The sequence below is a fragment of the Pseudoxanthomonas mexicana genome (assembly GCF_001556105.1).
Lineage (GTDB): Bacteria > Pseudomonadota > Gammaproteobacteria > Xanthomonadales > Xanthomonadaceae > Pseudoxanthomonas_A > Pseudoxanthomonas_A mexicana_A.
On record NZ_LSIF01000018.1, the window covers coordinates 52,911 to 79,447 of the forward strand.

Genomic DNA, 26,537 nt, shown 5'->3' on the forward strand with positions numbered 1-26,537 from the left:
CATGGCCGGGATACTGCGGTTCGGCCATCGGTTGCACAATTACGAAATGGCACGCCCGAAACTGCGTTTTCCAGTGCGGCGCTGCAGCATGCCGGGAGCGGTCCTTCTACGGCTCAGGCAGGCCCCCGCGGCATCTTGGCCAGTTCGCGCGGCGTGCAGTTGTATTCACGGCGGAACACCGCGTACATGTATTGAAGGGAAGTGAAACCGCTGCGCACGGCCACGTCGGCCAACGGGATCGAGGCGTCCTCGAGCATGCCGCGCGCCATCTCGAGTTTGTGCTCCAGGATCATGTCATGCACGCTCTTGTTCAATTCCCGCTTGAAGTGCTCTTCCAGCACCGTCCGGGAAATGCCGACGTACTGTGCGACCTGCTCGCTCTTGATGCCGAGGTGTACGTATTGGCGGATGTAGTGGCAGGCACGCATCACGTGCGGGCTCTTGAGGGGTTGGTGAAGGCTCGAGGCATGCACTGACAGCCCGACCGGCGGGACCACGATGCGGGTGCAGGACAGGTCGCCACCGCGAAGCATCTGGTGCAGCGTCTGGGCGGCGCGATGCCCCATTTCCTCCGCGCCCTGGATCACCGAGGTCAGGGGAATGCGGCTGAGCAACTGCACCATCTGGTCATTGTCGATGCCGACGATCGCAACCTGCTCGGGCACCGGGATGTCGGCGGCGATGCACGCCTGCAACAGTTGGCGGGCGCGTGCGTCGGTGACCGCGATGATGCCGATCGGCTTCGGCAACGAATGCATCCATGCGATGAGATCCTCCTGGGCGCGCCCCCAGCCGCCGGCACTGGTCGGCGAACCGCGATAGGTGATGCTGGCGATGCCGTCAGCGCCGGTCGCCTGCTCGTAGGCCTGTTCGCGCTCCTGCGCCCAGCGGTTGCCGGCCAGCGGCGGCAGGCCGTAGAACGCAAAATGGCACAGGCCCTGCTTGATCAGGTGGTCGTACGCAAGGCGGACGAGCTCGCCGTTATCGGTGGCGATATAGGGAATTCTTGCGGGATAGCGGCTCTCGTCGGCGTAGGAGCCCCCGACTGCGACGACGGGAATCGGCAATCCCGAGAGCGCTTCCTCCACCGACGGGTCGTCAAAGTCGGCGATGATGCCGTCGCCCAGCCATTGGCGTATGTCGATTGTGCGCGAGCGGAAGTCTTCTTCCATGAAGAGGTCCCAGACGACGCGCGTCGACTTCAGGTAGTTGCCAATGCCGGTCATGATCTGCCGGTCGTAAACCTTGTTCGCGTTGAACAGCAGGGCGATTCGATGCGGAGACATGGGCAAGTTTTAAGGGGATGCGGCGGTTGCTCTGGGGCGGTCAGGTCTTCCGGCATGCTGCGTTGCCGCATGCGAAAACGCAGTTTGGGGCGTGCCATTTCGTAATTGCGCGAATGGTGGCCGAACCGCAGCATCCATTGCAACGGTTTGGAGACAAGGCCACGGCGATGCACCAACGTTGCGAAGCAGTTCCGTTGGCGCAGCGTGGCCCATGCGCCCACTGCAACGACACCATGGTGGCCCCACGGTCGCCGTCTGATCGCCAGCCGCCGGCGCGGCATCCGCAACGGGGGCGACCGCAATATCGACGACCACGGCCGGGGGGCTGAGGTCGTCGAGCGCTTCATCCGGCCACGCGATGCGAAGACATCGGCGGGCGGGACCACAACTCAATCGCTTGTCATGTGTCCTGGGAGGGAACATCCATGTCAACGCTCCAGCGTCGCCCCGCGGCGGCCATTCGTGCCGGCCGTTCCGATGGCCGCAAGCTGCAACCCACCGTATTGGCGCTCGGCATCGCCCTGATGCTGGCGGCGCCCGCCCATGCCCAGGACGCCGCCGCGTCCCCTCCCGGGGAAAAGAAGGCGACGGAGCTTGATGCCGTCGTCGTCACCGGCATCCGCGGCTCCGTGTACAAGGCGCAGGACATCAAGCGCGACGCCGACACGTTCGTCGATTCGGTCACCGCGCTGGATATCGGCGCGCTGCCCGACCGCAGCGTGACCGAGACGCTGTCGCGCATCCCCGGCGTGACCATCGACCGCTTCCTGTCGGTCGGCGATCCGGAGCACTTCTCGGCGGAGGGCAATGGCGTCGCCGTGCGTGGCCTCACCCAGGTCCGCTCGGAGCTCAACGGGCGCGACAGCTTTTCTGCCTCGGGTGGACGCGCGTTGAGCTTCCAGGACGTGCCGTCCGAGCTGATGGCCGGCGTGGACGTGTACAAGAACCAGAAGGCCGACATGATCGAAGGCGGCCTGGGCGGCAGCGTCGACCTGCGCACCTTCATGCCGTTCGATTTCGAGGGCAGCAAGTTCGGCATGTCGTTCAGCGCCAACCGGGGCGACTTCGCCAAGAAGGTCAGCCCGTCGGGCTCGGTGCTCTACAGCAACCGCTGGGACACCGGCGCGGGCGAGTTCGGCGTGCTGGTCAACCTCGCGCATTCGGAACTTGCCACCCGCACCGACGGCATGTTCGTGCGGCCGTTCTTCAACAACACCAACAGCGACATCAACGGAGATGGCAGCAACGACAGCCTGTGGCTGCCGCGCGGCGCCGATTGGCGCTCCCTGGACTACAACCGCAAGCGTCAGGGCGTCTATGTCGCCACGCAGTGGCGGCCGAACGATCGCGTCGAGGTGTTCGGCACGGCCTTCCAGAGCACGTACGCCGAACTCTGGAACGAGGATGCGATCTTCGTCCAGAACAATCCGCTGGAAGTGCGCGTCGATGCCAGCCAGCCGAACGCATTCAATGGCAACGTGTTCGAGGCCGGCCGACTGACATCGCCCGCCGGCATCCCGATGGGTACGGATATCCGCGCATCCAATCGCGACTCGAAGACCACCGACTACTCATTGGGCCTGAAGTGGTTGGCGAGCGATCGCACCGAGCTGTCCACCGAGTTGCAGTACATCAAGGCGAGCACCCGGGCACTGGATTCGACCGTCGCGCTGGGCATCGATGTGCCCTACATCGACATCGATCTCAGGAACGGCCGGCCCGTCATCGGGGTGGACAACCCGTTCATGGCCAATCCCGCCAACTACTACTGGGCGTTCACCATGCAGAATCTGGTGGACAACGATGCCGATGAAGTGGCGTGGCGCGCCGACCTCAAGCACGGCTTCGACAGCGGCTTCTTCGAGTCGGTGAAGTTCGGCGTGCGCGCCACCGAACGCAATGCCGGCAGCATCGACACCGCCTACCAGACCTGGTCCGGCGTGATCCAGCCATGGATGCGCTGGTGGGCGTTGCCTGGTGAGGGGCCGTTGCCTGGCCTCAACCTCAACAGCACCGTCAACAGCAGCCTGGTGCGTCTGAACACGTTCCAGAACTTCTATCGCGGCGACGCGAGGACGCCAGGCGCACTCTATGCTCCGCGGCTCGGCGTGGCGCTGGGGTATCCGGTGACGTACCAGAACATCCACGACGCTGCGCAGGGCTACTACACGCCAGGCAGCATCGCTCCCTGGTCGCCGTCGAACCTCAGCGACCCCAAGTGGAGCAATACGCAGAGCGAACGGACGTACGCGGCCTACGCGATGCTGAACTTCGCGGTCGACGATGTGCGGCTAGACGGCAACGTCGGCGTGCGCGTCGTGCGCACCGAGAACCGCGCGAACGGTTACCTGGTCTATCCGGACAAGGACTTCGCGCCCTACCTGGGCAATGGCGAAACCGAAGCGATCACGGCGCGGAATTCGTACACGGACGTCCTGCCCAGTGCGAACCTGAAGTGGGAACTCCGGGAGAACCTGATCATGCGCTTCGCCGCGTCCAAGGCGATCGCGCGGCCGAACTTCAGCGACATGCAGGCCTACCAGATGCTGGGCGCCGACCCGAAGCCGGGGGTCACCCCGCCTGTCGACGGTAGTCCGCTGCCCCTCAATCAACTGAATCTCAGCGGCAGCTCCTACGATAATCCGTACCTGACGCCGATGAAGGCCAACCAGTTCGACCTGTCGCTGGAGTGGTACTTCGCGCCGGACCGCGGCGGCATGGCCTGGGTGAACTTCTTCTACAAGGACGTCAAGGACTACATCCGGCGCCAGTCGCAGCTGGTGGCCTACCCCGGTGCGGACGGCAATCAGTACGACTATCTGATCACGCGTCCGGTGAACGTGGGCACGGCGAATATCCAGGGCGCGGAGATCGGCTGGAACCAGTTCTTCGATTTCCTGCCCGGCCCGCTCAACGGCCTCGGCATGTCGGCGAACTACACCTATATCGACAGCAGCACCAAGGTGCCGAACGATCCCACCGTGGTGCCGACCGATACCGACGGTTCGTTCTTCGGCGACCTGCCGGCGGATGGGCTGTCGAAGAACGCCTACAACATGGCGTTGTTCTACGAGAAGGGCCCCTGGCAGGTGCGTTTCGCCTACAACTGGCGTAGCGAGTACCTGCTGGCGATCGGGCCGAACGGCTACAACGGCACCGACAACAACATCGCCTGGAAGCTGCCGGTCTACAGCGACAGCTTCGGCCAGCTGGATGGCTCCGTCTTCTACAAGGTCTCCGACCATGTGCAGTTCGGCCTGGAGATGAACAACCTCAACAATGCCGAGCAGCGCACGCTGATGGACCAGAACGGCGCGGGCAAGCGCGTCACCTCCTGGTACGTCAACGATCGCCGCTACGCCGCGACGATCCGCTTCACCTTCTGATGATGCGCCGCACGGGGCGACCGGGATCCGCCGGTCGTCCCGCCGCATGAGGTGCGCGTCCTGCCGGCGCACCGGCTGCTCCCCACGACAGGAGATTCCGTGTCCACGCTTCGCCTGATCCTCGCGCTCTTCGCTTTCCTGCTGGTGCCCGGCGCGGCGGCGAAGGATGGCGTCACCGGCTACCGTTGGCACAACGTCGCCATCGGTGGCGGTGGCTTCGTCAGCGGGCTGGTATTCCATCCGCGCGAGAAGGGATTGCTGTACGCGCGCACCGACATCGGCGGCGCCTACCGCTGGCTGCCCGGCGAACGCCGCTGGCAGCCGCTGATGGACTGGATGGGCCACGAAGACAATGGGCGATTCGGTGTGGAAAGCCTGGCCCTGGATCCGTCCGATCCCAACCGCCTCTATCTCGCCGTCGGCACCTATCTGCACGAACGCGGACAGGATGGCGCGATCCTGCGTTCCATCGACCGCGGCGCGACGTTCCAGCGGACGGCACTGCCGTTCAAGTTCGGTGGCAACGAACAGGGGCGCGGCAATGGCGAGCGCCTCGCGGTGGACCCGAATGATGGCCGCGTGCTGATGTTCGGCACGCGCGCGGACGGACTGTGGCGCAGCGATGATGCCGGCGCGCAGTGGCGGGAAGTGAAACGCTTTCCTGCCGTCGCGAAATCGCGCTCGGCATGGGCGGCGGGGTGGCGCGACCTGCGTCCGGTCGGCATCGCCTTCGTGGTGTTCGATCCCGCCAGTGGCGGGAATGGGGCACCGTCGAAGACGCTGTATGCCGGGGTGTCCACGAAAGAGACCAGCCTGTTCCGTTCGCGCGACGGCGGGGCGAGCTGGGAGGCGGTCCCGGGCCAGCCGGTCGGTTTGCGACCGAGCCACATGGTGCGCGACGCACGCGGGCGCTGGCTGATGAGCTATGGCGACGAACCCGGCCCGAACAACATGGCCGACGGCGCGGTGTGGCGCTTCGATCCTGCCGGTGACCGCTGGGACGACATCACGCCCGTGCGCCGTGCCGCCAGCGAAGGCGGCTTCGGCTGGGGTGCCGTGGCGGTACAGGCCGACAACCCCGACGTCATCATCGCCAGCACGTTCCGTCGTTACCAGCCGCACGACGACGTCTACCGCAGCCTCGATGGCGGGCGCACGTGGACGGCGATGCTGACGCGGTCGAGCTTCGACCACGCATCCGCGCCGTGGACCTCGGATGCCAGGCCGCACTGGATGGCCGACATCGAGATCGACCCGTTCGATCCCGACCGCCTGCTGTTCGTCACCGGCTATGGCGTGTGGGCATCCACCAACGCCCGTGCGTTCGATGCCGGTGCCACGATGCAATGGCGCTTCGAGCAGGCGGGCTTCGAGGAAACCGTGCCGCTGGCGCTGCTCAGTCCGCCGCAGGGTGCGCATCTGGTCAGTGGATTGGGCGATGTCGACGGTTTCGTGCACGACACGCTCGACGTGTCGCAGCAGCGCTTCGCCGGCGTGCGCTTCTCCAATACCGAGAGCCTGGCATTCGCCGGCCGCGCACCGCAGGTAATGGTGCGCACGGGCTACTTCCACAACCGGCCGGAAGGCGCGGTACGCGGGGCGTGGTCGAACGATGGCGGTCGGAACTGGACTGCGTTCGCGAGCGAGCCGCCCGACGGCGAGGGCGCCGGCCACATCGCGCTCGCGGCCGACGGCAAGCGCGCGATCTGGCGTCCGCGCAACGGCGAACACCACTGGATCACCGCCGACATGGGCGGGCGCTGGCAAGCGGTGAAGGGCTTGCCGAAGACGGCGGTGGTGGAGGCCGACCGCGTCGACGAGGGCATCTATTACGGCTTCGACGCGATCAGTGGCCGTCTGTATGTCAGCGGCAACGGTGGCGTCGCCTTCGAGGAAGTACGTGCGCCGGTTGGCGAGATCGGCGACTGGTACAACGCCGAGATCCGGCCGCACCCCGGCAAGGCAGGCGAAGCCTGGATCGCCGCGTCATGGCGCGGACTGCTGCACCTGGCGCCGGGCAAGCTGGAGCGCGTGCCGGGCGTGGACAACGTGATGTCGCTGGGCCTGGGCAGGCCGGCCAACGACGGCGATGCGCCAGTGCTGTTCGTATTCGGTGAAGTGCAAGGCCAGCGCGGTCTCTACCGGTCCGACAACAGCGGACGCCGCTGGCAGCGGATCGATACCGACGCCCTGCGGTTCGGCGGCATCATCCGCCATGTGACGGGCGATCCCCGCCTGCACGGTCGCGTCTACTTCGGTACCGAAGGACGCGGCATCTGGCATGGAGATCCGCAGTGAAACGACTCGCCTGTTTCCTAGTCGCCTTGTTCGTCCTTCCTTCCGCGCACGCAGTCGAGCTGCCGCGCCTGTTCTCAGACGGCATGGTCGTGCAGCGCGACCAGCCCGTGCAGGTCTGGGGTCGCGCCGCGCCGGGTGCGCGCGTTGCCGTGGGTTTCGCCGGCGAAGTGCCGACCACGACGCAGACCGACGAGAACGGTGGCTGGTCGCTGCAACTGCCGGCGAGGACTGCCGGTGGCCCCTACGTGATGCGCATCGACGACGGCACGCAGCCGCGCGTGCTGCGCGATGTACTGATCGGCGATGTATGGCTGGCCAGCGGGCAGTCGAACATGGAGTGGCCGATCGCGCAGTCGGCCGATCCGGAGGCCGAGATCGCGCGCGCGACCGATCCACAGGTCCGGCATTTCAAGATTCCCAAGTCCTGGGCCGGTACGCCGCAGGAGCAGCTGGCCGGTGGCGAATGGGTGGCCTCGTCGCCGCAGGCCGCCGCCAGGTTCTCCGCCGTCGCCCACTTCTTCGCGCGCGACCTGCGCAAGGTCACCGGTGTGCCGATCGGCATCATCGACAGCACCTGGGGTGGCAGCCGCATCGAAGCCTGGATGGACGCGCCGTCGCAGGGGCTGGACGAACGGGCGTTGGCCGAGCAGGCCAGTACGCTGCGCGCCGCGGACGAGCAAGCGCTGGTGCAGACGCGCCGGAACCTTGCACGCTGGCCGGCGCTGCCCGTCGATGACGCGGGCTGGAATGCACCCGGACTCGACACGTCGGCGTGGACACCGATCACGGTGCCGTCGCTGTGGGAGGCCACCGGCTGGAACGGCATGGACGGCGTGGCGTGGTACCGCACGACGTTCACGCTGACCGCGGCCGAAGCCGCGGCGGGGGTCGTCCTCGGCGTAGGCCGCATCGACGATTCCGATACCACCTGGGTCAACGGCACGCAGGTCGGCGAAACCCGCATGCAGTACAACCAGCCGCGACGCTACGCGGTGCCGGCATCGGCATTGCGCAAGGGCGTCAACCACGTGGCGGTGCGGGTGACGGACACCGGTGGCGGCGGTGGCATCCATGGCGAAGCAGTCGAGGTGTTCGTCCAGCCCGGCGGCGGCGCACCGCGCGCGCTGGCGGACTGGTCGTTCCGGCCGAGCAACGTCAGCGTCGCGCTGGTCGACGACAAGAACCAGCATCCCACCCTGCTGTACAACGCGATGATCCACCCGCTGCAGCCGTACGCGCTGCGCGGCGTGATCTGGTACCAGGGCGAATCCAACGCGAACACCGTGGCCGACGCGCTGCGGTACCGCCGGCAGTTCCCGGCGCTGATCGAACAGTGGCGGGCGCAATGGCGCACGCAATGGGACGCCCCCAGCCTGCCGTTCCTGTGGGTGCAGCTGGCGAACTTCTCCTCCGGCACCGACAGGGGCGACGAGAGTCCGTGGGCCACATTGCGCGAAGCGCAGTCGATGACGCTGTGGATGCCGGGCACCGCGCAGGCCGTGGCCATCGACATCGGCGATCCGTCCGACATCCATCCACTCAACAAGCAGGAAGTGGGTCGCCGTCTCGCGCTGGCGGCACGCCATGTGGCCTACAGCGAGGCGCTGCCGTTCCACGGGCCGGTGCCGCAGTACACCCGCTTCGAAGGCAACGCCGCGCATGTCGAGTTCGGCACGTCCGGCGGCACCCTGGCCGTGCGTGGCGGCGGCACGCGCGTGCATGGCTTCGCGCTGGCGGGCACCGACCAGGTGTTCCATCCGGCCGAAGCATCACTGCAGGCCGGGCGCGTGGTCGTGCGCAGTGCCGCGGTGCCGCGGCCGATGGCCGTTCGCTATGGCTGGTCCGACAACCCGGCCGATGCCGACCTGATCAATACCGACCAGCTGCCGGCCTCGCCGTTCCGCAGCGACGCCTGGTGAACCTGGAGTGTCCCCGATGATGCCTCGCCTGTTCCGCTCGCCCACGTTCCTTGGCCTGCTGGCCGCCAGCGTGCTGCTCGCTGCGTGCCGACCCGCCGATGACGCGGCGAAGCAGGGCGGGGCGGCCAGCGACGGCACGCCCCGCGTGGGCGAAGCCCCCATTCCCCAGATCGTCAGCAAGGAGGGCCGGCACGCGTTGATGGTCGACGGCGCACCCTTCCTGATCCTCGGTGCGCAGGTCAACAATTCCAGCAACTGGCCGCAGGCGCTGGACGATGTGTGGCCGGCCATCGACGTGGTCAAGCCGAACACGGTGATGGTGCCGGTGGCGTGGGAGCAGGTCGAGGCGAAGGAGGGGACGTTCGACTTCTCCTTCGTCGACGAACTGCTCACGCAGGCGCGCGGGAAGGACGTGCGACTGATCCTGCTGTGGTTCGCGACCTGGAAGAACAACGGGCCGAACTACGCGCCGGCGTGGGTGAAGCTGGACAACGCGCGCTTCCCGCGCGTGATCACCGCCGACGGCCGCACGCTGAACTCGCTGTCGCCGCACGCGCAAGCCACGCTGGAGGCGGACCGCAAGGCCTTCGTCGCGCTGATGACGCATCTGAAGGCGGCGGATCCGCAGCGCACCGTCATCATGGTGCAGCCGCAGAACGAACCCGGCACCTACGGCAGCGTGCGCGATTTCTCGCCGCTGGCGCAGCAGGTGTTCGAGGGTCCCGTGCCCGAGGCCCTGCTGAAGAAGCTGGGCAAGTCGCCGGGTACATGGCGCGAGGCGTTCGGCGCCGATGCCGACGAGTTCTTCCACGCCTGGCATATCGCGCACTACATCGACCAGGTCGCGGAAGCGGGCAAGGCCGTCTACCCGCTGCCGATGCTGGTCAACGCCGCGTTGCGCGGCCCATTCAACCCGGGCCAGCCGGGGCAGTACGCCAGCGGCGGGCCCACCGACAACGTGCTGGACGTCTACAAGGCCGCCGCGCCGCACATCGACCTGCTGGCGCCCGACATCTACATGCCGGAGTACACACACTACACCACGGTGCTGGACCGCTATTCGCGCCCCGACAACCCGCTGTTCGTCGCCGAGACCGGCAACCGCGAGGAGTATCCGCGCTACTTCTTCTCCGCGCTGGGCGAGCAGGCGATCGGCTGGTCGCCGTTCGGCATCGACTACTCGCGCTATTCCAACTGGCCGCTCGGTGCCAGGCACCTGGACGAGAAGGCGCTGGCGTCGTTCGCGCTGAACTACGCCATCGTGCGGCCGGCGGCGCGCGTCATCGCGCAGGCCAGCTTCGAGGGCAAGGTGCGCGGCACCGCCGAGCAGCCCAGCCAGGCCGTGCAGACGGTGAAGATCGACGACCGCTGGAACATGGTGGTGACCTACGGCGTGCCGCAGTTCTGGTTCCAGGGCGAGCCGCCGGGCAATCCCGAGCCCATCGGCCGCGCGCTGGTGGTGCAGCTCGGGGCGGACGAGTTCCTGGTCGCGGGCGCGCATGCGCGCATCAACATCGATGCGGCGGACCCGGCCGTTGCCGCGCGGCAGATCTACGAGGTCGTCGACGAAGGCACCTACGTCGATGGCAAGTGGGTATTCCGTCGCCGCTGGAACGGCGACCAGACCGATTACGGCCTCAATTTCTCCAGCGTCCCGCAACTGCTGCGGGTGAAGCTGGCGACCTACTGATCGATCAATGCAACGGGATGCCGCGGCGCATCCCCATGAGGAGCAAGCGATGGGTTATCTGAAGACGTTGACGGTGCCGCTGCTGGCCCTGGCCGCAGCGGGCGCCAACGCCGCAGGCAATGGGGCGGTCGAGAAGACCGCGCACGGCGTGATCGTGCGCCCGACCGAGGCGGCCGCGGCAGACGTCAAGGTCGAAGCGGTCGCACCGGGCATCCTGCGCGTGATGGCCGATCCCGATGGCGACTTCGCGCGCACGCCCAGCCTGATGCGCGCAAAGACCGGCGCGCCGCCAGCGGTGAAGGTGGGCGAATCCGGCGGGCGGGTATCGATCAGCACGCAAGGCATCTCGGCGACGGTCGATGCCCGCACGGGCCAGGTCAGCTTCTTCGATGCCGCCGGCAAGCCGCTGCTCGCCGAGCGCGCACGCACCTTCACCCCGACGACGGTCGAAGGCAAGCCGTACTACAGCATCCGCCAGCGCTTCGATTCGAAGGACGACGAGGCCTTCTACGGCACCGGCCTGCACCAGCAGGGCTGGATGAACCTCAAGGGCCGCGATGTCGAGCTGCTCCAGCACAACATCGACAAGGCGATTCCCTACCTCGTCTCCACACGCCACTACGGCATCCTCTGGGACAGCAACGCGATCACCCGCTACGGCGATCCGCGCGGCCTGCAGCCGCTGGGCGCGTCGCTCGACCTGTTCGACGCACAGGGCAAGCCGGGCGCGCTGACCGCGCGCTACACCGTCAACGGCAAGCAGGTGGTCGCGCGGCGCGAAAGCGAAGTGAACTACCAGTACATCAAGGACCTGGCGAATTTCCCGGAGAAGGGAAAGAACCTGGCCACCGGCGGCCGCAGCGAGGTGGTCTGGGAAGGCGAGATCGCCGCACGCAGCGACGGCCGCCATACGTTCTCCCTCTACAACAGCGAGTACGCGAAGCTCTACATCGACGGCAAGCTGGTGCTCGACCGCTGGCGGCAGAACTGGAACCCGTGGCACCACGAGTTCGCGCTGGACATGAAGGCCGGCCAGCGCCACACGGTGAAGCTGGAGTGGGACCGCATCGAACCCGCGTACGTCGCGCTGCTGCACCGCGATCCGCTGCCGACCGATGAGGCGAAGGACCTGTCGATCTGGTCCGAGGCCGCGCAGGCCATCGACTACTACGTGGTCGCCGGCGACGACGCCGACCAGGTGCTGGCCGGCTACCGCACGCTGACCGGCAAGGCGGTGCTGCTGCCGAAGTGGTCGTACGGGTTCTGGCAGAGCCGCGAGCGCTACAAGACCCAGGCCGAGCTGACCGGCGCGCTGGACGAGTACCGCAGGCGCAAGCTGCCGATCGACGCCATCGTGCTGGACTGGTCGTACTGGCCGGAGGACGCCTGGGGCTCGCACGATTTCGATGCGAAGAATTTCCCCGATCCGGACGGCATGGTCGACCACGTCCACGACCAGCATGCGCAGATCATGATCTCGGTGTGGCCGAAGTTCTATCCGACCACCGCGAACTACAAGGAGCTGGACGCGGCGGGCCACATGTACCACCGCAACGTCGAGGTCGGCGAACTGGACTGGATCGGCAAGGGTTACCTGAATTCCTTCTACGACCCCTATTCGAAGGACGCGCAGGACATCTTCTGGCGCCAGGTCAACGGCAAGCTCAACGCGAAAGGCTTCGATGCCTGGTGGCTGGACGCCAGCGAGCCCGACCTGCACAGCAACATCGACATCGGCGAGCGCAAGGCGCGCACGACGCCGACGGCGCTGGGGTCGTCGGTGGAGTTCTTCAATGCCTATCCGCTGGTGCACTCCGAGGGCGTCTACCGCGGGTCGCGCGAGCAGGATCCGGACAAGCGCGTCTTCATCCTGTCGCGCGCGTTCTTCGCCGGCCAGCAGCGTGCGGGCGCGGCGTTCTGGAGTGGCGACATCGTGCCGCGCTGGGACGACCTGCGCGAGCAGATTTCTGGCCTGGTCAACGCCTCGATGGCGGGTGCGCCCAACGTCAGCTTCGACATCGGCGGCTTCTCGCCCGAGCGGCGCTACGAAACCAAGGATCCCGCGCACCTGGCCGAATGGCGCGAGCTGAGCCTGCGCTGGTTCCAGCACGGCGCGTTCGTACCGATCTTCCGCCTGCACGGCCAGTTCCCGTACCGCGAGATCTGGGAGATCGCGCCGGAAGGCACGCCGCACTACGACAGCTTCGTGCACTACCTGAAGCTGCGCTACACCCTGCTGCCCTACATCTACACGCTGGCAGGCGACACCTGGCAGAAGGACGGCACGATCCTGCGCACGCTGGCGATGGATTTCCCGGCCGACCCGAAGGTGCGCGACATCGCCGACCAGTACCTGTTCGGCCCGGCCTTCCTGGTCGCGCCGGTCACCACGTTCAAGGCGACCACGCGCCCGGTCTATCTGCCGGCGGGCACCAGCTGGATCGACTTCGGGACCGGCCAGCGCCACGACGGCGGCCAGACCATCGAGGCCGCTGCGCCGCTGCAGCGCATGCCGTTGTTCGTGCGCGCCGGGTCCATCGTGCCGCGCACGGTGGTGCAGCAGTACGTGGACGAAAAGCCCGACGCACCGCTGACGATCGAGGTCTACACCGGCGCCGACGGCACCTTCTCGCTGTACGAGGACAATGGCCGCAGCTACGGCTACGAGCGCGGCGAGTCCAGCCGCATTCCACTGGCGTGGAACGAGAAGGCGGGCGAGCTGCGCATCGGCGCACGCGAAGGACGCTATCCCGGCATGGTCGCCAGTCGCGAGGTGCGGGTGCGTTTCATCGATGGACCGCGTGCCGATGCCGGCACGCTGGAGCCGCAGGCCGACGCCACCGTGCGCTACGACGGCAGGGCGCTGGTGGTGAAGAAGCGTTGACCGGCCGATGGCGATGAACCGACGTGAGGTGCTGAAAGCGACGGCGGGCGGACTGGCCACCGCCGCGATCCCGCGCGCGCACGGTGCGGCGTCCTCCGGTGCCGGCGTTGCCGTGCCGGGTGCCGACATGACGTTGTGGTACCGCCAGCCCGCACGGGTGTGGGTGGAGGCATTGCCGGTCGGCAACGGCCGGCTCGGTGCGATGGTGTTCGGGGGCGTGGCGCTGGAGCGGTTGCAGCTCAACGAGGACACGCTGTACGCCGGGGGACCGCACTTCGCGATCAATCCCGGGGCGAAGGAGCACCTGCCGCGCGTGCGAGAAGCGGTGTTCGCCGGCCGCTACGCCGAGGCCGAGGCGCTGGCCAACGCCACGCTGATGGCGGAACCGCTGAAGCAGATGCCGTTCCAGCCGCTGGGCAACCTGTGGCTGCAGTTCGACCGGCTGGATGGCGTGTCCGACTACGTACGCGGGCTGGATCTCGATGCGGCCATCGCCAGCACCACGTTCCGCGTCGGCGCCGGCACGCACAGGCGCGAGATGTTCGTGTCGCCGGTCGACCAGTGCCTTGTCATGCGCTGCACGGTCGAGGGCGGCGAAGCGATGGTCGGCCGCATCCGTACCGCCAACGAACACGCGACCACCACGCGCGTCGACGGCGACGGCTGGCTCGTCAGTGGACGCAACGTCGACAAGCATGGCATCGCGGGCCGTCTCCGGTTCGCGTTCCGCGTGCAGGTCCGCCACCAGGGTGGCTGGATGCGCGTCGAGCAGGACCAGATCGTGTTCGATGGCGTGCGCGAACTGGAGCTGCGGCTGGTCGCCGCGACCAGCTACGTGCGCTACGACGATGTCGGTGGCGACCCTGAGGCCATCACGGCCCGCCACCTGGCCGGTTCCCGGGGGAAGTCGTTCGCTGCGCTGCAGGCCGATCATCTCGCCGAGCACCGTCGCCTGTTCCGCCGCGTCCGCCTGGACCTCGGCCGCACGGCCGCCGCCGACCTGCCGACCGACGAACGCATCGCGGCCTTCGCGCAGGGCGACGATCCCGCACTGGTGTCGCTGTACCACGCTTACGGGCGCTACCTGCTGATCTGCAGCTCACGGCCGGGCAGCCAGCCCGCCAACCTGCAGGGCATCTGGAACGACCTGATGGATCCGCCGTGGGAGAGCAAGTACACCATCAACGTCAACACCGAGATGAACTACTGGCCGGCAGAGGCCAATGCGCTGGCGGAATGCGTCGAACCGCTCGAACGCATGATCGGCGATCTGGCGGACACCGGTGCGCGCATGGCGCGCGAGATGTACGGCGCGCCGGGCTGGGTGGTGCACCACAACACCGACCTGTGGCGCCAGACCGGTCCGATCGACGGTGCGCAATGGGGCCTGTGGCCGATGGGCGGCGCCTGGTTGCTGCAGCAACTGTGGGACCGCTGGGACTACGGCCGCGATCCCGCCGACCTGCGCCGCCTGTGGCCATGGCTGCGTGGTGCGGCGGCCTTCTTCGCCGCCACGCTGCAACGCGATCCCGGAACCGGCGCCATGGTCACGGTGCCGTCGCTCTCGCCGGAGAACGTGCATCCGTTCGGCACCACGCTCTGCGCCGGCCCGACGATGGACGCGCAGATCCTGCGCGACCTGTTCGGCCAATGCATCGAAGCGGCCGGGATACTCCAGGTGGACACCACGTTCGCCGGCGAGCTGGCAATGCTGCGCGAGCAGCTGCCGCCCAACCGCATCGGCAAGGCGGGGCAGCTGCAGGAATGGCAGCAGGACTGGGACATGCAGGCGCCGGAAATCCATCACCGGCACATCTCGCACCTGTACGGCCTGCATCCCAGTGCGCAGATCAACCTGCGCGACACGCCCGATCTTGCCCGCGCCGCCAGGCGCACGCTGGAGATCCGCGGCGACGACGCCACTGGCTGGGGCATCGCGTGGCGGCTGAACTTCTGGGCGCGCCTGTGGGACGGCGAGCACAGCCTGAAGATCCTGCGCATGCTGCTGTCGCCGCAGCGCAGCTACCCGAACCTGTTCGACGCGCATCCGCCGTTCCAGATCGACGGCAACTTCGGTGGCGCGGCCGGCATCGTCGAGATGCTGGTGCAGAGCTGGGGTGGATCGGTCTTCCTGCTGCCCGCGCTGCCGTCGTCATGGCGCGATGGCGAACTGGAAGGCATCCGCATACGCAATGCGGCCCGCCTCGACCTTTCGTGGAAGGGCGGGCGCCTTGCGCAGGCGACGCTGCACTCGGAAAAGGGCGGCCGCTACCAGCTGGTGCATGCCGGCCGCACGCTCGATCTAGAACTGGCCGCAGGCGCATCCGCCACGGCACGACTGCGCGCTGGCGCGCTGGTACACGCATGAAAACGGAAACGGCATGAGTCTTGTCGCCGGCATCGACGCAGGCACGCAAAGCCTGAAGGTGGTGGTCTACGACCCGGCCACGCGTACGCTCGTGGCGACGGCCAGCGCGCCGCTCGATCTGGCCAGTGGCGACGACGGCAGCCGCGAGCAGCATCCGGCCGACTGGGTTGCCGCCATGCGGACCTGCTTCGACCGTATCGATCCCGCCGTGCGCGCAGGCGTCGTTGCGCTGGCGGTATCGGGCCAGCAGCACGGCTTCGTACCGGTGGATGCGGACGGCGAGGTATTGGCACCGGCCAAGCTGTGGTGCGATACCAGCACGTCGGCCGAGTGCGGGCAGATCATGGAGGCCGCGGGCGGTGCAGCACGCACCATCGCACTCGCCGGCAACCCGATCCTGGCCGGCTACACCGCCTCGAAGCTGCCGTGGACGAAGACGCACCGGCCCGACGCCTACGCGCGGCTGGCGACCATCCTGCTGCCGCACGACTACCTCAACTTCGTCCTCACCGGCCAACGCTTCTGCGAGTGGGGAGATGCCTCCGGCACGGGCTGGCTCGACGTGCGTACGCGCTCGTGGTCGAAGGAGCTGTTGCGCGCGACCGATCCCGACCGTGACCTTGCCGGCTGCCTGCCGCCGATCGCTGTGCCGGACGCGCTGTTCGACATCGATCCCGCCATGGCGACGCAACTCGGTCTGCCGGCCACGGTGAAGGTCGCCGTCGGCGGCGGCGACAACATGATGGCCGCCATCGGTACCGGTTGCGTGGAAGAAGGCCGGCTGGCGATGAGCCTGGGTACCTCGGGCACGCTGTTCGCCTACTCCGACACGCCCGTCGTCGATCCGACCGGTGCGTGGGCCGCGTTCTGTTCGTCCACCGGCGGCTGGCTGCCGCTGATCTGCACGATGAATTGCACCGTGGCGACGGAGCAGGTGGCGAAGGCGTTCGGCTTCAGCACGCGCGAGGGCGATGCGCACCTGCACGCCACGCCACCGGGCGCGGACGGCCTGGTGATGCTGCCGTTCCTCAACGGCGAGCGCACGCCCGACCTGCCGCTGGGCAAGGGCGTGCTGGCCGGGCTGGACACGACCAACATGACGCCGGCGCACGTCTACCGCGCCGCGATGGAAGGCGCGACCTACAGCTTGAAGTACGGCTTCGATGCCTTCGTGCGCGCCGGCATGCGCTTCGACCGCATCGTGCTGACCGGCGGCGGCAGCAACAGCGCGGCCTGGCGGCAACTGGTGGCCGACGTGTTCGGCCTGCCGGTCGACGTGCCCGCGCAGTCCGAAGGCGCCGCGTTCGGTGCGGCATTGCAGGCGCTGTGGGCGACCGGCCGTGCGCGCGGCGAAACGGCATCGATCGCCGATATCGCGCGGATGCATGTCGCGCTCGATCCCGCCCTGTCCGCGTCGCCGGTCGCCGCCCGCACCCGGGCCTATGCGGCCGCCTACGACCGCTTCCTCCGCCATCTCGATGCCCTCACGCCGCTGCAACGCGGCTGACGTCCCCCACGCGACACCTCGCACAACCACAGGAACACCGCACCATGAGCACCCAGCCTTTCATCGGCGCCCAGGAATACTTCCCCGGCATCGGCCGCATCCCGTTCGAGGGGCGCGGCTCGGACAATCCCCTGGCGTTCAAGGTCTATGACGCGAACAAGACCATCGGCGGCAAGACGATGCAGGAGCACCTGCGCTTCGCGGTCTGCTACTGGCACACGTTCTGCAATGCCGGCCACGATCCGTTCGGCCCGGGCACGCGCCACTTTCCGTGGGAGGCCGGCACGCCGATGGCGACGGCGGAAGCGAAGGTCGATGCGGCGTTCGAGTTCTTCACCAAGCTGGGCGTGCCGTACTGGTGCTTTCACGACATCGACCTGGCGCCCGACGCCGACGACATCGGGCAGTACCAGAAGAACCTGAAGCACATGGTCGCGCTGGCCAAGGCACGCCAGGATGCCACCGGCATGAAGCTGCTGTGGGGCACGACCAACCTGTTCTCGCATCCGCGCTACATGAACGGTGCGTCGACCAACCCCGATTTCGCCGTCGTCGCGCGTGCGGCGGTGCAGGTGAAGGCGGCGCTGGAGGCCACCGTCGAACTGGGCGGCGAGCATTACGTGTTCTGGGGTGGCCGCGAAGGCTATGCCTCGCTGCTCAATACGCAGATGAAGCGCGAAGTCGACCACTTCGCCCGCTTCCTGACGATGGCGCGCGACTACGGTCGCAGCATCGGGCTGAAGGGCAATTTCCTGATCGAGCCAAAGCCGATGGAGCCGATGAAGCACCAGTACGACTTCGACAGCGCCACCGTCGCCGGCTTCCTGAAGGAACACGGGCTGGAGCAGGACTTCAAGCTCAACATCGAGGCCAATCATGCCACGCTGTCGGGCCACACCTTCGAGCACGACCTGCAGGTCGCGTCCGACCACGGGCTGCTGGGCAGCATCGACGCCAACCGCGGCAATGCGCAGAACGGTTGGGACACCGACCAGTTCCCGACCGACCTGTACGACACCGTCGGCGCGATGCTCGTCGTGCTGCGCCAGGGCGGACTGGAAGGAGGACTGAATTTCGATGCCAAGGTGCGTCGCGAATCCACCGACCTGGAGGACCTGTTCATCGCCCACATCGGCGGCATGGATGCGTTCGCACGCGGGCTGGAAGTCGCGCATGCGCTGCTGACGGAATCGCCGTGGGAACAGTGGCGCCGCGAGCGCTACGCCAGCTTCGATACCGGCAAGGGCAAGGAGTTCGAGACCGGCGGGCTCGGTCTGGCCGATCTGGCGACACTGGCCGCCACGCTGGGCGAACCGATGCAGGTCAGCGGCAAGCAGGAGCGTTATGAGAACCTGCTCAACCAGTACCTGCTGCGCTGAGCACAGCGGATCGCATCGATACCACCAGTTCGAGGAAGGGGAAGGCAATGAGCCAGGCAATGACGGGCGGCGAGAACACCCGGCTGATCGTGTTGATCAGCGTGGTGGCGACGATCGGCGGATTCCTGTTCGGCTTCGACAGCGGCGTCATCAACGGCACCGTCGATGGCCTGCAGCAGGCGTTCGGTTCCACCAAGGCCGGCCTCGGCTTCGAGGTCGCGTCGATGCTGCTGGGCTGCGCGGTCGGTGCCTTCAGTGCCGGCCGGCTGGCCGACAGCCTCGGTCGCCGCAACGTGCTGATCATCTCGGCGGTGCTGTTCCTGCTGTCGGCGATCGGCGCGGGTGCGGCCACGTCATCGGTCGTCTTCGTCATCGCGCGCGTGATCGGCGGCTTTGCGGTCGGCGCGGCGAGCGTGATCTCGCCGGCGTACATCGCCGAGGTCGCGCCGGCACGCTACCGCGGCCGCCTGGCCACGGTGCAGCAGATCGCCATCATCAGCGGCCTCACCGCAGCGTTCCTGTCCAACTACCTGCTGGCCGCCAAGGCCGGCGCGTCGACCGAAGCGCTGTGGGGTGGGCATGCGGCGTGGCGCTGGATGTTCTGGATGCAGGCGGTGCCGTCGCTGGTCTTCCTCGCGCTGCTGCTGGTCATTCCCGAAAGTCCGCGCTACCTGGTGGTGAAGCGCCGCAAGGACGAGGCCTTGCGCGTGCTGACGCGGCTGTTCGGTGGCGCCGAGGCGCAGGCGAAGTTGGCCGAGATCGATGCGTCGCTGTCGACCGACCACCATCGCCCGCGGCTGTCGGACCTGAAGAACAAGGCGACCGGCAAGTTGCGCCCCATCGTCTGGGTCGGCATCGGCCTGGCCACGTTCCAGCAGCTGGTCGGCATCAACGTGGTGTTCTACTACGGCGCGGTGCTGTGGCAGGCCGTGGGCTTCTCCGAGAACGACGCGCTGGCGATCAACGTGCTGTCCGGTGCGCTCAGCATCGGCGCCTGCATCGTCACCGTCCTGCTGATCGACCGCATCGGCCGCAAGCCGCTGCTGTGGATCGGCTCCGCCGGCATGGCGGTCTCGCTGGCGCTGGTGGTGGTGGCGTTCGCCAGCGGCTCGCTGGTCGACGGCCACCTGCAGCTGCCGGAGGGCATGGGCACGCTGGCGCTGGTGGCGGCCAATGCGTACGTGGTGTTCTTCAACATCTCGTGGGGCCCGGTGATGTGGGTGATGCTGGGCGAGATGTTCCCCAACCAGATCCGTGGCTCGGCGCTGGCGGTGGCCGGCGCGGCGCAATGGACGTCCAATTTCGCCATCACGGTGAGCTTCCCGATCCTGCTGGCGGCCATCGGGCTGGCGGCGACCTACAGCATCTACCTCGTTTCGGCGATCATCTCGGTCTTCTTCGTGTTGAAGTACGTGCACGAGACCAAGGGCAAGGAACTGGAGCAGATGGAAGGATGAAGACGATGATGAACCGGAATCCCATGCGCGCCCGTAGCGGCGTCCTGATCGCAGCGCTGGTGATCGCGCTCGGTGCCTGCAAGGGCGACGACAAGGCCGCGGCGCCCGCAGCGGCGGCCGATGCCAACGCGTGGCCGCAGGTCGCCTGGCCGCTGGCCGAGGATGCCGCTCTGGAAAAGCGCATCACCGACCTGATGGCCACGATGACGGTGGAGGAGAAGGTCGGCCAGCTGGTGCAGGGCGACATCGCCAGCATCACGCCGGACGACGTGCGCAAGTACCGGCTGGGTTCGATCCTCGCCGGCGGCAACTCCGATCCCGGCGGCCGCTATGACGCGTCGCCGGCCGAATGGCTGGCGCTGGCCGATGCGTTCTACGAAGCGTCGATGGACACCTCGCAGGGCGGCAAGGCCATCCCGATCGTCTTCGGCATCGACGCCGTGCACGGGCAGAGCAACATCGTCGGCGCCACGCTGTTCCCGCACAACATCGGCCTGGGCGCGGCGCGCAATCCGGAGCTCGTGCGCCGGATCGGCGAGATCACCGCGCTGGAGACGCGCACCACCGGCATGGAATGGACGTTCGCGCCGACCGTGGCGGTGCCGCAGGACGACCGCTGGGGCCGCACCTACGAAGGCTATTCCGAATCGCCGGAGGTCGTGGCGAGCTACTCGGTGGCCGTGGTCGAAGGCCTGCAGGGCAAGGTCGGGTCGCCGGAGTTCCTCGACGGCCGCCACGTGATCGCGTCGGTCAAGCATTTCCTCGGCGACGGCGGCACCACCAACGGCAAGGACCAGGGCGATACGAAGATCAGCGAGGCCGATCTGGTGCGCATCCACGCCGCCGGCTATCCGCCGGCGATCGCGGCCGGCGCACAGACGGCGATGGCCTCGTTCAACAGCGTCAACGGCGAGAAGATGCATGGCCACAAGCCGTACCTCACCGATGCGCTGAAGGGCCGCATGGACTTCGGCGGCTTCGTGGTCGGCGACTGGAACGGCCACGGCCAGGTGAAGGGCTGCACGAACACCGACTGTCCGGCGACGATCAATGCCGGCCTCGACATGGCGATGGCCTCGGACAGCTGGAAGGGCTTCTACGAGACCACGCTGGCGGCGGTGAAGGCCGGCACCATCAGCCAGGAACGGCTGGACGATGCGGTGCGCCGGATCCTGCGGGTGAAGATCCGCCTGGGCCTGTTCGAAGCGGGCAAGCCGTCCTCGCGCGCGGTGGGCGGGCAGTTCGCGCTGCTCGGTTCGCCCGAGCATCGCGCCGTCGCGCGCCAGGCCGTGCGCGAATCGCTGGTGCTGCTGAAGAACCAGGGCGGCGTGCTGCCGCTGTCGCCGAAGCAGCGCATCCTCGTGGCCGGTGACGGCGCGAACGATGTCGGCAAGCAGGCCGGCGGCTGGACGCTCAACTGGCAGGGCACCGGCACCACGCGCAAGGACTTCCCCAACGCCGACTCGATCTACGAAGGCATCGCGCAGCAGGCCAAGGCGGCCGGCGGCGAAGCGATCCTGTCCGTCGACGGCAAGTACGCGCAGAAGCCGGACGTCGCGGTGGTCGTGTTCGGCGAAAACCCGTATGCCGAGTTCCAGGGTGACCTGCAGACGCTGCAGTACAAGCCGGGCGACGAGGCCGACCTGGCACTGCTCAAGCGCCTGAAGGCTGACGGCATCCCGGTGGTCGCGGTGTTCCTGAGCGGTCGTCCGCTGTGGATGAACCGCGAGATCAATGCGTCCGACGCGTTCGTGGCGGCCTGGCTGCCGGGCTCGGAAGGCGCGGGCATCGCCGACGTGCTGCTGCGCAAGGCCGATGGCGGCGTGCAGCACGACTTCACGGGCAAGCTCAGCTTCAGCTGGCCGCGCACCGCCGTGCAGTACGCCAACAACGTGGGGCAGGACGGTTACGACCCGCTGTTCGCGTTCGGTTTCGGCCTGACCTACGCCGACAAGGGCGATCTGGCCGCGCTGCCGGAAGACTCCGGCGTGACCGGTGACGAAGGTGCGACCGGCGTGTTCTTCGCGCGCGGCGATGCCGGTTCCGGCATGGCGTTGCGACTCGAGACCGCGGATGGCCAGGGCGTGACGGTCACCAAGGTCCCGGAAGCGCTGGATGGCGACCTGTTGAAGGTCACCGGCGTGGATCACCAGGCGCAGGAAGACGGACGTCGTCTCGCGTGGTCCGGCAAGGGCGAAGCGACTGCGGCGTTGCAGTCGCACACGGCGCTGGACCTGCAGCGCGAGAGCAACGGCGACGTGATGCTGCTGACCACGTTGCGTGTCGATGCCGCACCGACCGCCGATGCCTGGCTGTCGGTCGGCTGCGGCACCGGCTGCACGGCGCGCGTCGCACTCGCGCCGACGTTGGCCAAGCTGCCGGTCGGCCAGTGGACGCGCGTCGGCGTGCCGCTGAAGTGCCTGGCCAAGGCCGGTGCCGATGTCGCGAAGCTGGACCGTCCGTGGTCCGTCGGCACGGCGGGGGCGATGACGATCTCGGTATCGCGCGTCGCACTGGGTGCGCTGGACCAGGCGGAACAGACGGTCGACTGCGCCCGCTGACGCCGCGACATCCCGGGTGCGCAGGCGCCCGGGGACTGCGGTGGAAGTATCGAACCGGGGAAGGGGAGCGCGATGACACTGTCGGGACTGGATATCGGCATCGTGGTGGCCTACCTGGCCGCCATCTTCGTGCTGGCGCAATGGGTGTCGCGCGAGAAGGCGGGGCATGCCAAGGACGCGAAGGACTACTTCCTCGCCAGCAAGTCGCTGCCGTGGTGGGCGATCGGTGCGTCGCTGATCGCCGCCAACATCTCCGCCGAACAGATCATCGGCATGTCGGGCTCCGGCTATGCCATCGGCCTGGCCATCGCGTCCTACGAATGGATGGCGGCGGCCACGCTGCTGATCGTCGGCAAGTGGTTCCTGCCGGTGTTCCTGCGCAACGGCATCTACACGATGCCGCAGTTCCTCGAGCAGCGGTACGGCACCCGCATCCGCACGCTGATGGCCGTGTTCTGGCTGGGCCTGTACGTGTTCGTCAACGTCACCTCCATCCTGTGGCTGGGCGCCATCGCGGTGTCGCAGGTCACCGGCATGGACCAGATGCTGGCCGTGGTGCTGATCGGCGTGTTCGCGCTGCTGTACCAGCTGTACGGCGGGCTGAAGGCGGTCGCGCTGACCGACATCGTGCAGGTCTCGCTGCTGGTGCTGGGCGGCCTGCTGGTCGCGGGCCTGACGCTCAACGAACTCGGCGAGGGCGCCGGTGTCGTCGCCGGCTTCCAGCGGTTGTGGGACACGCAGCCAGGCCACTTCGAGATGATCCTCGACCAGGACAACCCGTTCTACAAGGACCTGCCGGGCCTCAGTGTGCTGATCGGCGGCATGTGGATCATGAACATCAGCTACTGGGGCTTCAACCAGTACATCATCCAGCGCGCGCTCGCCGCGAAGGACATCGGCGAAGCGCAGAAGGGCGTGCTGTTCGCCGCCTTCCTCAAGCTGCTGATGCCGGTGATCGTGGTGCTGCCGGGCATCGCCGCGGTGATGCTGGCGCCGGGTCTGGACAAGCCCGATCAGGCCTATCCGACGATGATGCGGCTGCTACCCACCGGCATCCTCGGCCTGGTGTTCGCCGCATTGGTGGCGGCGATCGTCGCGTCGCTGGCGTCGAAGATCAATTCGGTGGCGACCATCTTCACCCTCGACTTCTACGCCAAGGGCAAGCGCCAGCACAGCGAGGCGAACCTCGTGCGCGTGGGCCGCATCGCGGCCGTGGTCACCGTGGTGCTCGGCATCCTCGCCGCCAAGCCGCTGCTGGGCAGCTTCGACCAGGCGTTCCAGTACATCCAGGAATACACCGGCTTCTTCACCCCGGGCATCGTGGTGATCTTCATGCTCGGCCTGTTCTGGAAACGCGCCAACGAGGCCGGTGCGCTGGCCGCCGCGATCGGTTCGTTCGTGCTGTCGATCGTGCTGAAGCTGGCCTGGCCGGCGCTGCCCTTCATCGACCGCGTCGGCCTGGTGTTCCTGTTGGCGCTGGTGCTGGCGGTCGTCGTGTCACTGGCCACGCCGCACGCGCCGGAGAAGGACGTGATCCGCACCGACGACGTGGACTACCGCACCGGCACGTCGTTCAACATCGGCGGCATCGCCGTGCTGGGCATCCTGGTGGCGCTCTACACGCTGTTCTGGTGAGGCGCGGCTGACGGAGACATCAGCCGCCGCATCCTCCGCAACACACCGACGGCAGGCGCTGGATGGCTTCAGGCGCCACGAGATGACCAGCGTCGGCGAGCGCGAGCATCAGGTCCACGGCGAGGGCGCTGGTGGAACAGCGCAGGCATCCCGACGTGGCGTCGAGATCCACGACCACGGCGGGATCGAGGTCGACCAGGTGCCGCTCGATGTCGGCGAGGTCGGCCGTCACATCGTCCAGGCGGATGACGTATTCCATGACCGGGCTCCGGAACGCGCTGCACCGCCCGTAGGCGGCGCAGCGTGGGTGCTTACTTGGTGACGACCAGCGTGCCCTTCATCAGGGTGGAGTGGCCGGGGAAGCTGCAGAAGAAGCTGTAGTCGCCGCCGGCGGTGAGCTTCTTGCCGGGGAAGGTGATCCTGGTCTTCTGGCCGCCGCCGATCAGCGAGGTGTGCGCGATCACGCGCGCATCGTTGGCCTGCACGTAGGCGCCGGCCGCACCGGCCTTCATGCCGTCGCGCGCGATGCCTGCGAGGTCGGCGGTCTTCGACACCACCACGTTGTGGCCCATCGCGGTAACCGGCAGCTTGCCCGCGTGGATCAGCTCGATGGTGATGGTGGGGCAGCTGGCCGAGACCGTGGCGGTCTTCAGGTCGAACTTCATGGCGTCGTCGCCCTTCAGGGTGACGGTGCAGTTGCCGGCGGCCTGGGCCATGCCGGCAGCGCTGAGCAGGGCGATGGTGGCGAACGTACGGGAGAGCTTCATGGTGGAACTCCTTGGAAGAAAGATCGAGCGAGGGAGGGGTGTGGGTGGCATGTCATCACGGCGCGGCGAGCAGCGCCTTGATCTGGATCAGGAAGGCGGGATCGGCCGCCACGCCGTTCACCTCGCTGCGGGCGCGGACCCGGCCCTCGGCATCCAGCAGCACCAGCACGCTGGTGTGGTTGATGCTGCCGTCCTCGCGGAAGCGGTAGCGCACGTCCAGCACGCTGGCGATCGCGCGCACGTCGTTGCCGGCAGGGGTCAGGAGCTGCCAGCCATCCGGCACGCGGTGGCGCTGCGCTACTTCGCGCATCGTGGCGGGGGTATCGCGGGCGGGGTCCAGGCTGACCATCACCATGCCCAGGCGCCGGCGCTCGTCCGGCGTCAGCTGCTGCTGCACGCTCTTGGCGTTCTCCAGGATCAGCGGGCACATCAGATGGCAGTTCGTATAGAACATCGACACCACGCGCGCCTGGCCGTGCAGCGACGACCAGGCGACGGGCTGGCCATCGGCATCCTGCGTGGCCGCCTGCAGGTGGTAGACCGAATCGCCGGGCAACGACTGCGCGTGCAGGGGCGGCACGCATGCCAGCAGAACGGAGAGGAACAGCGAAGGGACCTTCATGGTGTACTCCTTGCACAGCGAAAGCCGAGGTTGCCCAGGGTGGCCCCGGGCTTCAGTGCGGACAGCAGGACGAAGCGCTTGACCACGCCGTAGTCGCCGGGATCGTTGAAGTTCATGGCCGTGGCGCCGCAGTAGCGCAGGGCCTCGCCATCCTGCTGGCCGCGGCGGTCGCCGTCGCCGAGCAGCGAGGCGACGTCCTCGCTCCATTCCCAGTGCGCGCCATGCAGGCCGCGGATGCCGTACGCGTTCGCCGGCGCGGCGGGCGCGGCATCGAGCGCATGCGGGGTGCCATCGTTGACCTGGCGCATCCGCCACGCCGCGTCGCGGCGCGCATCGCGTCGCGTGGGATCGGCCGCGGCGGCGTATTCCCATTCGACGAAGCGCGGCAGGCGCGCCTGCTGCGCGCGGCAATAGGCATCGGCGGCGTACCAGTTCACGTGCACGACCGGGGCGTCGGGGTCGACGTCGTCGCCGGGCGCGTCGGCACTGGCCCAGTGGCCCAGGTAGCCCGGGCTGGCGAACACCGCGGGAATGCGGTCGCGGCGCCAGTGCGGCTGGCGGGCGAGGAAAGCGGAAAAATCGCGGTTGCTGACGGGCTTCTCCATCAGCCAGAACGAGGCCACCCGCACCACGCGGGTGGCCTCTTCGAAACGCACGGAAGAACGGAAGTCGCCGCCCTCGACCGGCCGGTACGCGTTGCCGGCATCGCCAGCGGCCGCGACGGCCGGCGACAGCGCGAGCAGCAGTGCGATCGGGAGCGGCGACCGTGTCATCCGTC

At 67.8% G+C, this 26,537-nt stretch carries 16 protein-coding genes; 11 read left to right on the top strand and 5 right to left on the bottom strand.

Annotation, left to right across the window (positions count from 1 at the left end; translation table 11 throughout):
- Positions 1-113 precede the first annotated feature (113 nt).
- Positions 114-1,286, bottom strand: a complete 1,173-nt coding sequence (locus tag AX730_RS02360; protein ID WP_062351367.1) for a XylR family transcriptional regulator — start codon at positions 1,284-1,286, stop codon at positions 114-116.
- A gap of 425 nt (positions 1,287-1,711) precedes the next feature.
- On the opposite strand from AX730_RS02360, the gene AX730_RS02365 reads away from it, so the two are divergent.
- The 11 genes from AX730_RS02365 (at position 1,712) to AX730_RS02415 (ending at position 24,370) form a co-directional block, all read left to right on the top strand.
- A complete protein-coding gene (locus AX730_RS02365) occupies positions 1,712-4,672 on the top strand; it encodes a TonB-dependent receptor (RefSeq protein WP_232310155.1) in 2,961 nt (986 codons plus the stop codon).
- 99 nt (positions 4,673-4,771) lie between these two features.
- A complete protein-coding gene (locus AX730_RS02370) occupies positions 4,772-6,970 on the top strand; it encodes a WD40/YVTN/BNR-like repeat-containing protein (protein WP_157074059.1) in 2,199 nt (732 codons plus the stop codon).
- Between the two features lie 83 nt (positions 6,971-7,053).
- Positions 7,054-8,889: a sialate O-acetylesterase gene (locus AX730_RS02375; protein WP_157074063.1), complete on the top strand. Its 1,836-nt coding sequence runs from the start codon at positions 7,054-7,056 to the stop codon at positions 8,887-8,889.
- 19 nt (positions 8,890-8,908) lie between these two features.
- A complete protein-coding gene (locus AX730_RS02380; protein ID WP_083537663.1) occupies positions 8,909-10,579 on the top strand; it encodes a DUF5597 domain-containing protein in 1,671 nt (556 codons plus the stop codon).
- A gap of 49 nt (positions 10,580-10,628) precedes the next feature.
- Entirely contained in the window at positions 10,629-13,463 is a 2,835-nt protein-coding gene (locus AX730_RS02385) for a TIM-barrel domain-containing protein (protein ID WP_083537659.1), read from the top strand.
- A 7-nt stretch (positions 13,464-13,470) separates the two neighbouring features.
- Complete coding sequence (locus AX730_RS02390; RefSeq protein ID WP_062351376.1) at positions 13,471-15,831, top strand: glycoside hydrolase family 95 protein; 2,361 nt, start codon at positions 13,471-13,473, stop codon at positions 15,829-15,831.
- 13 nt (positions 15,832-15,844) lie between these two features.
- The gene (xylB, locus tag AX730_RS02395) at positions 15,845-17,338 is read left to right on the top strand and encodes a xylulokinase (protein WP_062351379.1); all 1,494 of its coding nucleotides are present in this window, start codon (positions 15,845-15,847) and stop codon (positions 17,336-17,338) included.
- A gap of 44 nt (positions 17,339-17,382) precedes the next feature.
- Positions 17,383-18,717 (top strand): xylose isomerase, encoded by a 1,335-nt coding sequence (gene xylA / locus AX730_RS02400; protein WP_062351382.1) that lies wholly within the window; start codon positions 17,383-17,385, stop codon positions 18,715-18,717.
- Between the two features lie 47 nt (positions 18,718-18,764).
- Entirely contained in the window at positions 18,765-20,174 is a 1,410-nt protein-coding gene (locus tag AX730_RS02405; RefSeq protein WP_062351385.1) for a sugar porter family MFS transporter, read from the top strand.
- A gap of 23 nt (positions 20,175-20,197) precedes the next feature.
- On the top strand, positions 20,198-22,735 hold the full coding sequence (locus tag AX730_RS02410; RefSeq protein WP_232310156.1) for a glycoside hydrolase family 3 protein: 2,538 nt from the start codon (positions 20,198-20,200) through the stop codon (positions 22,733-22,735).
- A 72-nt stretch (positions 22,736-22,807) separates the two neighbouring features.
- Positions 22,808-24,370, top strand: a complete 1,563-nt coding sequence (locus AX730_RS02415; protein ID WP_062351390.1) for a sodium/sugar symporter — start codon at positions 22,808-22,810, stop codon at positions 24,368-24,370.
- A gap of 19 nt (positions 24,371-24,389) precedes the next feature.
- Here AX730_RS02415 and AX730_RS02420 read toward each other — a convergent pair whose 3' ends face one another.
- From AX730_RS02420 to AX730_RS02435, 4 genes are read right to left on the bottom strand one after another with little or no spacing between them, the layout of a single operon-like run.
- The gene (locus AX730_RS02420; protein ID WP_062351392.1) at positions 24,390-24,629 is read right to left on the bottom strand and encodes a hypothetical protein; all 240 of its coding nucleotides are present in this window, start codon (positions 24,627-24,629) and stop codon (positions 24,390-24,392) included.
- Between the two features lie 52 nt (positions 24,630-24,681).
- On the bottom strand, positions 24,682-25,137 hold the full coding sequence (gene azu / locus AX730_RS02425; RefSeq protein WP_062351394.1) for an azurin: 456 nt from the start codon (positions 25,135-25,137) through the stop codon (positions 24,682-24,684).
- Between the two features lie 55 nt (positions 25,138-25,192).
- On the bottom strand, positions 25,193-25,759 hold the full coding sequence (locus AX730_RS02430) for an SCO family protein (protein ID WP_062351397.1): 567 nt from the start codon (positions 25,757-25,759) through the stop codon (positions 25,193-25,195).
- On the bottom strand, positions 25,756-26,532 hold the full coding sequence (locus AX730_RS02435) for a formylglycine-generating enzyme family protein (protein ID WP_062351400.1): 777 nt from the start codon (positions 26,530-26,532) through the stop codon (positions 25,756-25,758). Before AX730_RS02435 ends, AX730_RS02430 begins: the two co-directional genes overlap by 4 nt.
- Positions 26,533-26,537 lie beyond the last annotated feature (5 nt).

Coding starts and splice junctions, on each gene's coding strand:
- AX730_RS02415 (WP_062351390.1), top strand. CDS start 22,808: ATGACACTGTCGGGACTGGATATCGGCATCGTGGTGGCCTACCTGGCC.
- AX730_RS02385 (WP_083537659.1), top strand. CDS start 10,629: ATGGGTTATCTGAAGACGTTGACGGTGCCGCTGCTGGCCCTGGCCGCA.
- AX730_RS02405 (WP_062351385.1), top strand. CDS start 18,765: ATGAGCCAGGCAATGACGGGCGGCGAGAACACCCGGCTGATCGTGTTG.
- AX730_RS02420 (WP_062351392.1), bottom strand. CDS start 24,629: ATGGAATACGTCATCCGCCTGGACGATGTGACGGCCGACCTCGCCGAC.
- azu (WP_062351394.1), bottom strand. CDS start 25,137: ATGAAGCTCTCCCGTACGTTCGCCACCATCGCCCTGCTCAGCGCTGCC.
- AX730_RS02375 (WP_157074063.1), top strand. CDS start 7,054: ATGGTCGTGCAGCGCGACCAGCCCGTGCAGGTCTGGGGTCGCGCCGCG.
- AX730_RS02380 (WP_083537663.1), top strand. CDS start 8,909: ATGCCTCGCCTGTTCCGCTCGCCCACGTTCCTTGGCCTGCTGGCCGCC.
- xylA (WP_062351382.1), top strand. CDS start 17,383: ATGAGCACCCAGCCTTTCATCGGCGCCCAGGAATACTTCCCCGGCATC.
- AX730_RS02410 (WP_232310156.1), top strand. CDS start 20,198: ATGCGCGCCCGTAGCGGCGTCCTGATCGCAGCGCTGGTGATCGCGCTC.
- AX730_RS02435 (WP_062351400.1), bottom strand. CDS start 26,532: ATGACACGGTCGCCGCTCCCGATCGCACTGCTGCTCGCGCTGTCGCCG.
- AX730_RS02360 (WP_062351367.1), bottom strand. CDS start 1,286: ATGTCTCCGCATCGAATCGCCCTGCTGTTCAACGCGAACAAGGTTTAC.
- xylB (WP_062351379.1), top strand. CDS start 15,845: ATGAGTCTTGTCGCCGGCATCGACGCAGGCACGCAAAGCCTGAAGGTG.
- AX730_RS02430 (WP_062351397.1), bottom strand. CDS start 25,759: ATGAAGGTCCCTTCGCTGTTCCTCTCCGTTCTGCTGGCATGCGTGCCG.
- AX730_RS02390 (WP_062351376.1), top strand. CDS start 13,471: ATGGCGATGAACCGACGTGAGGTGCTGAAAGCGACGGCGGGCGGACTG.
- AX730_RS02365 (WP_232310155.1), top strand. CDS start 1,712: ATGTCAACGCTCCAGCGTCGCCCCGCGGCGGCCATTCGTGCCGGCCGT.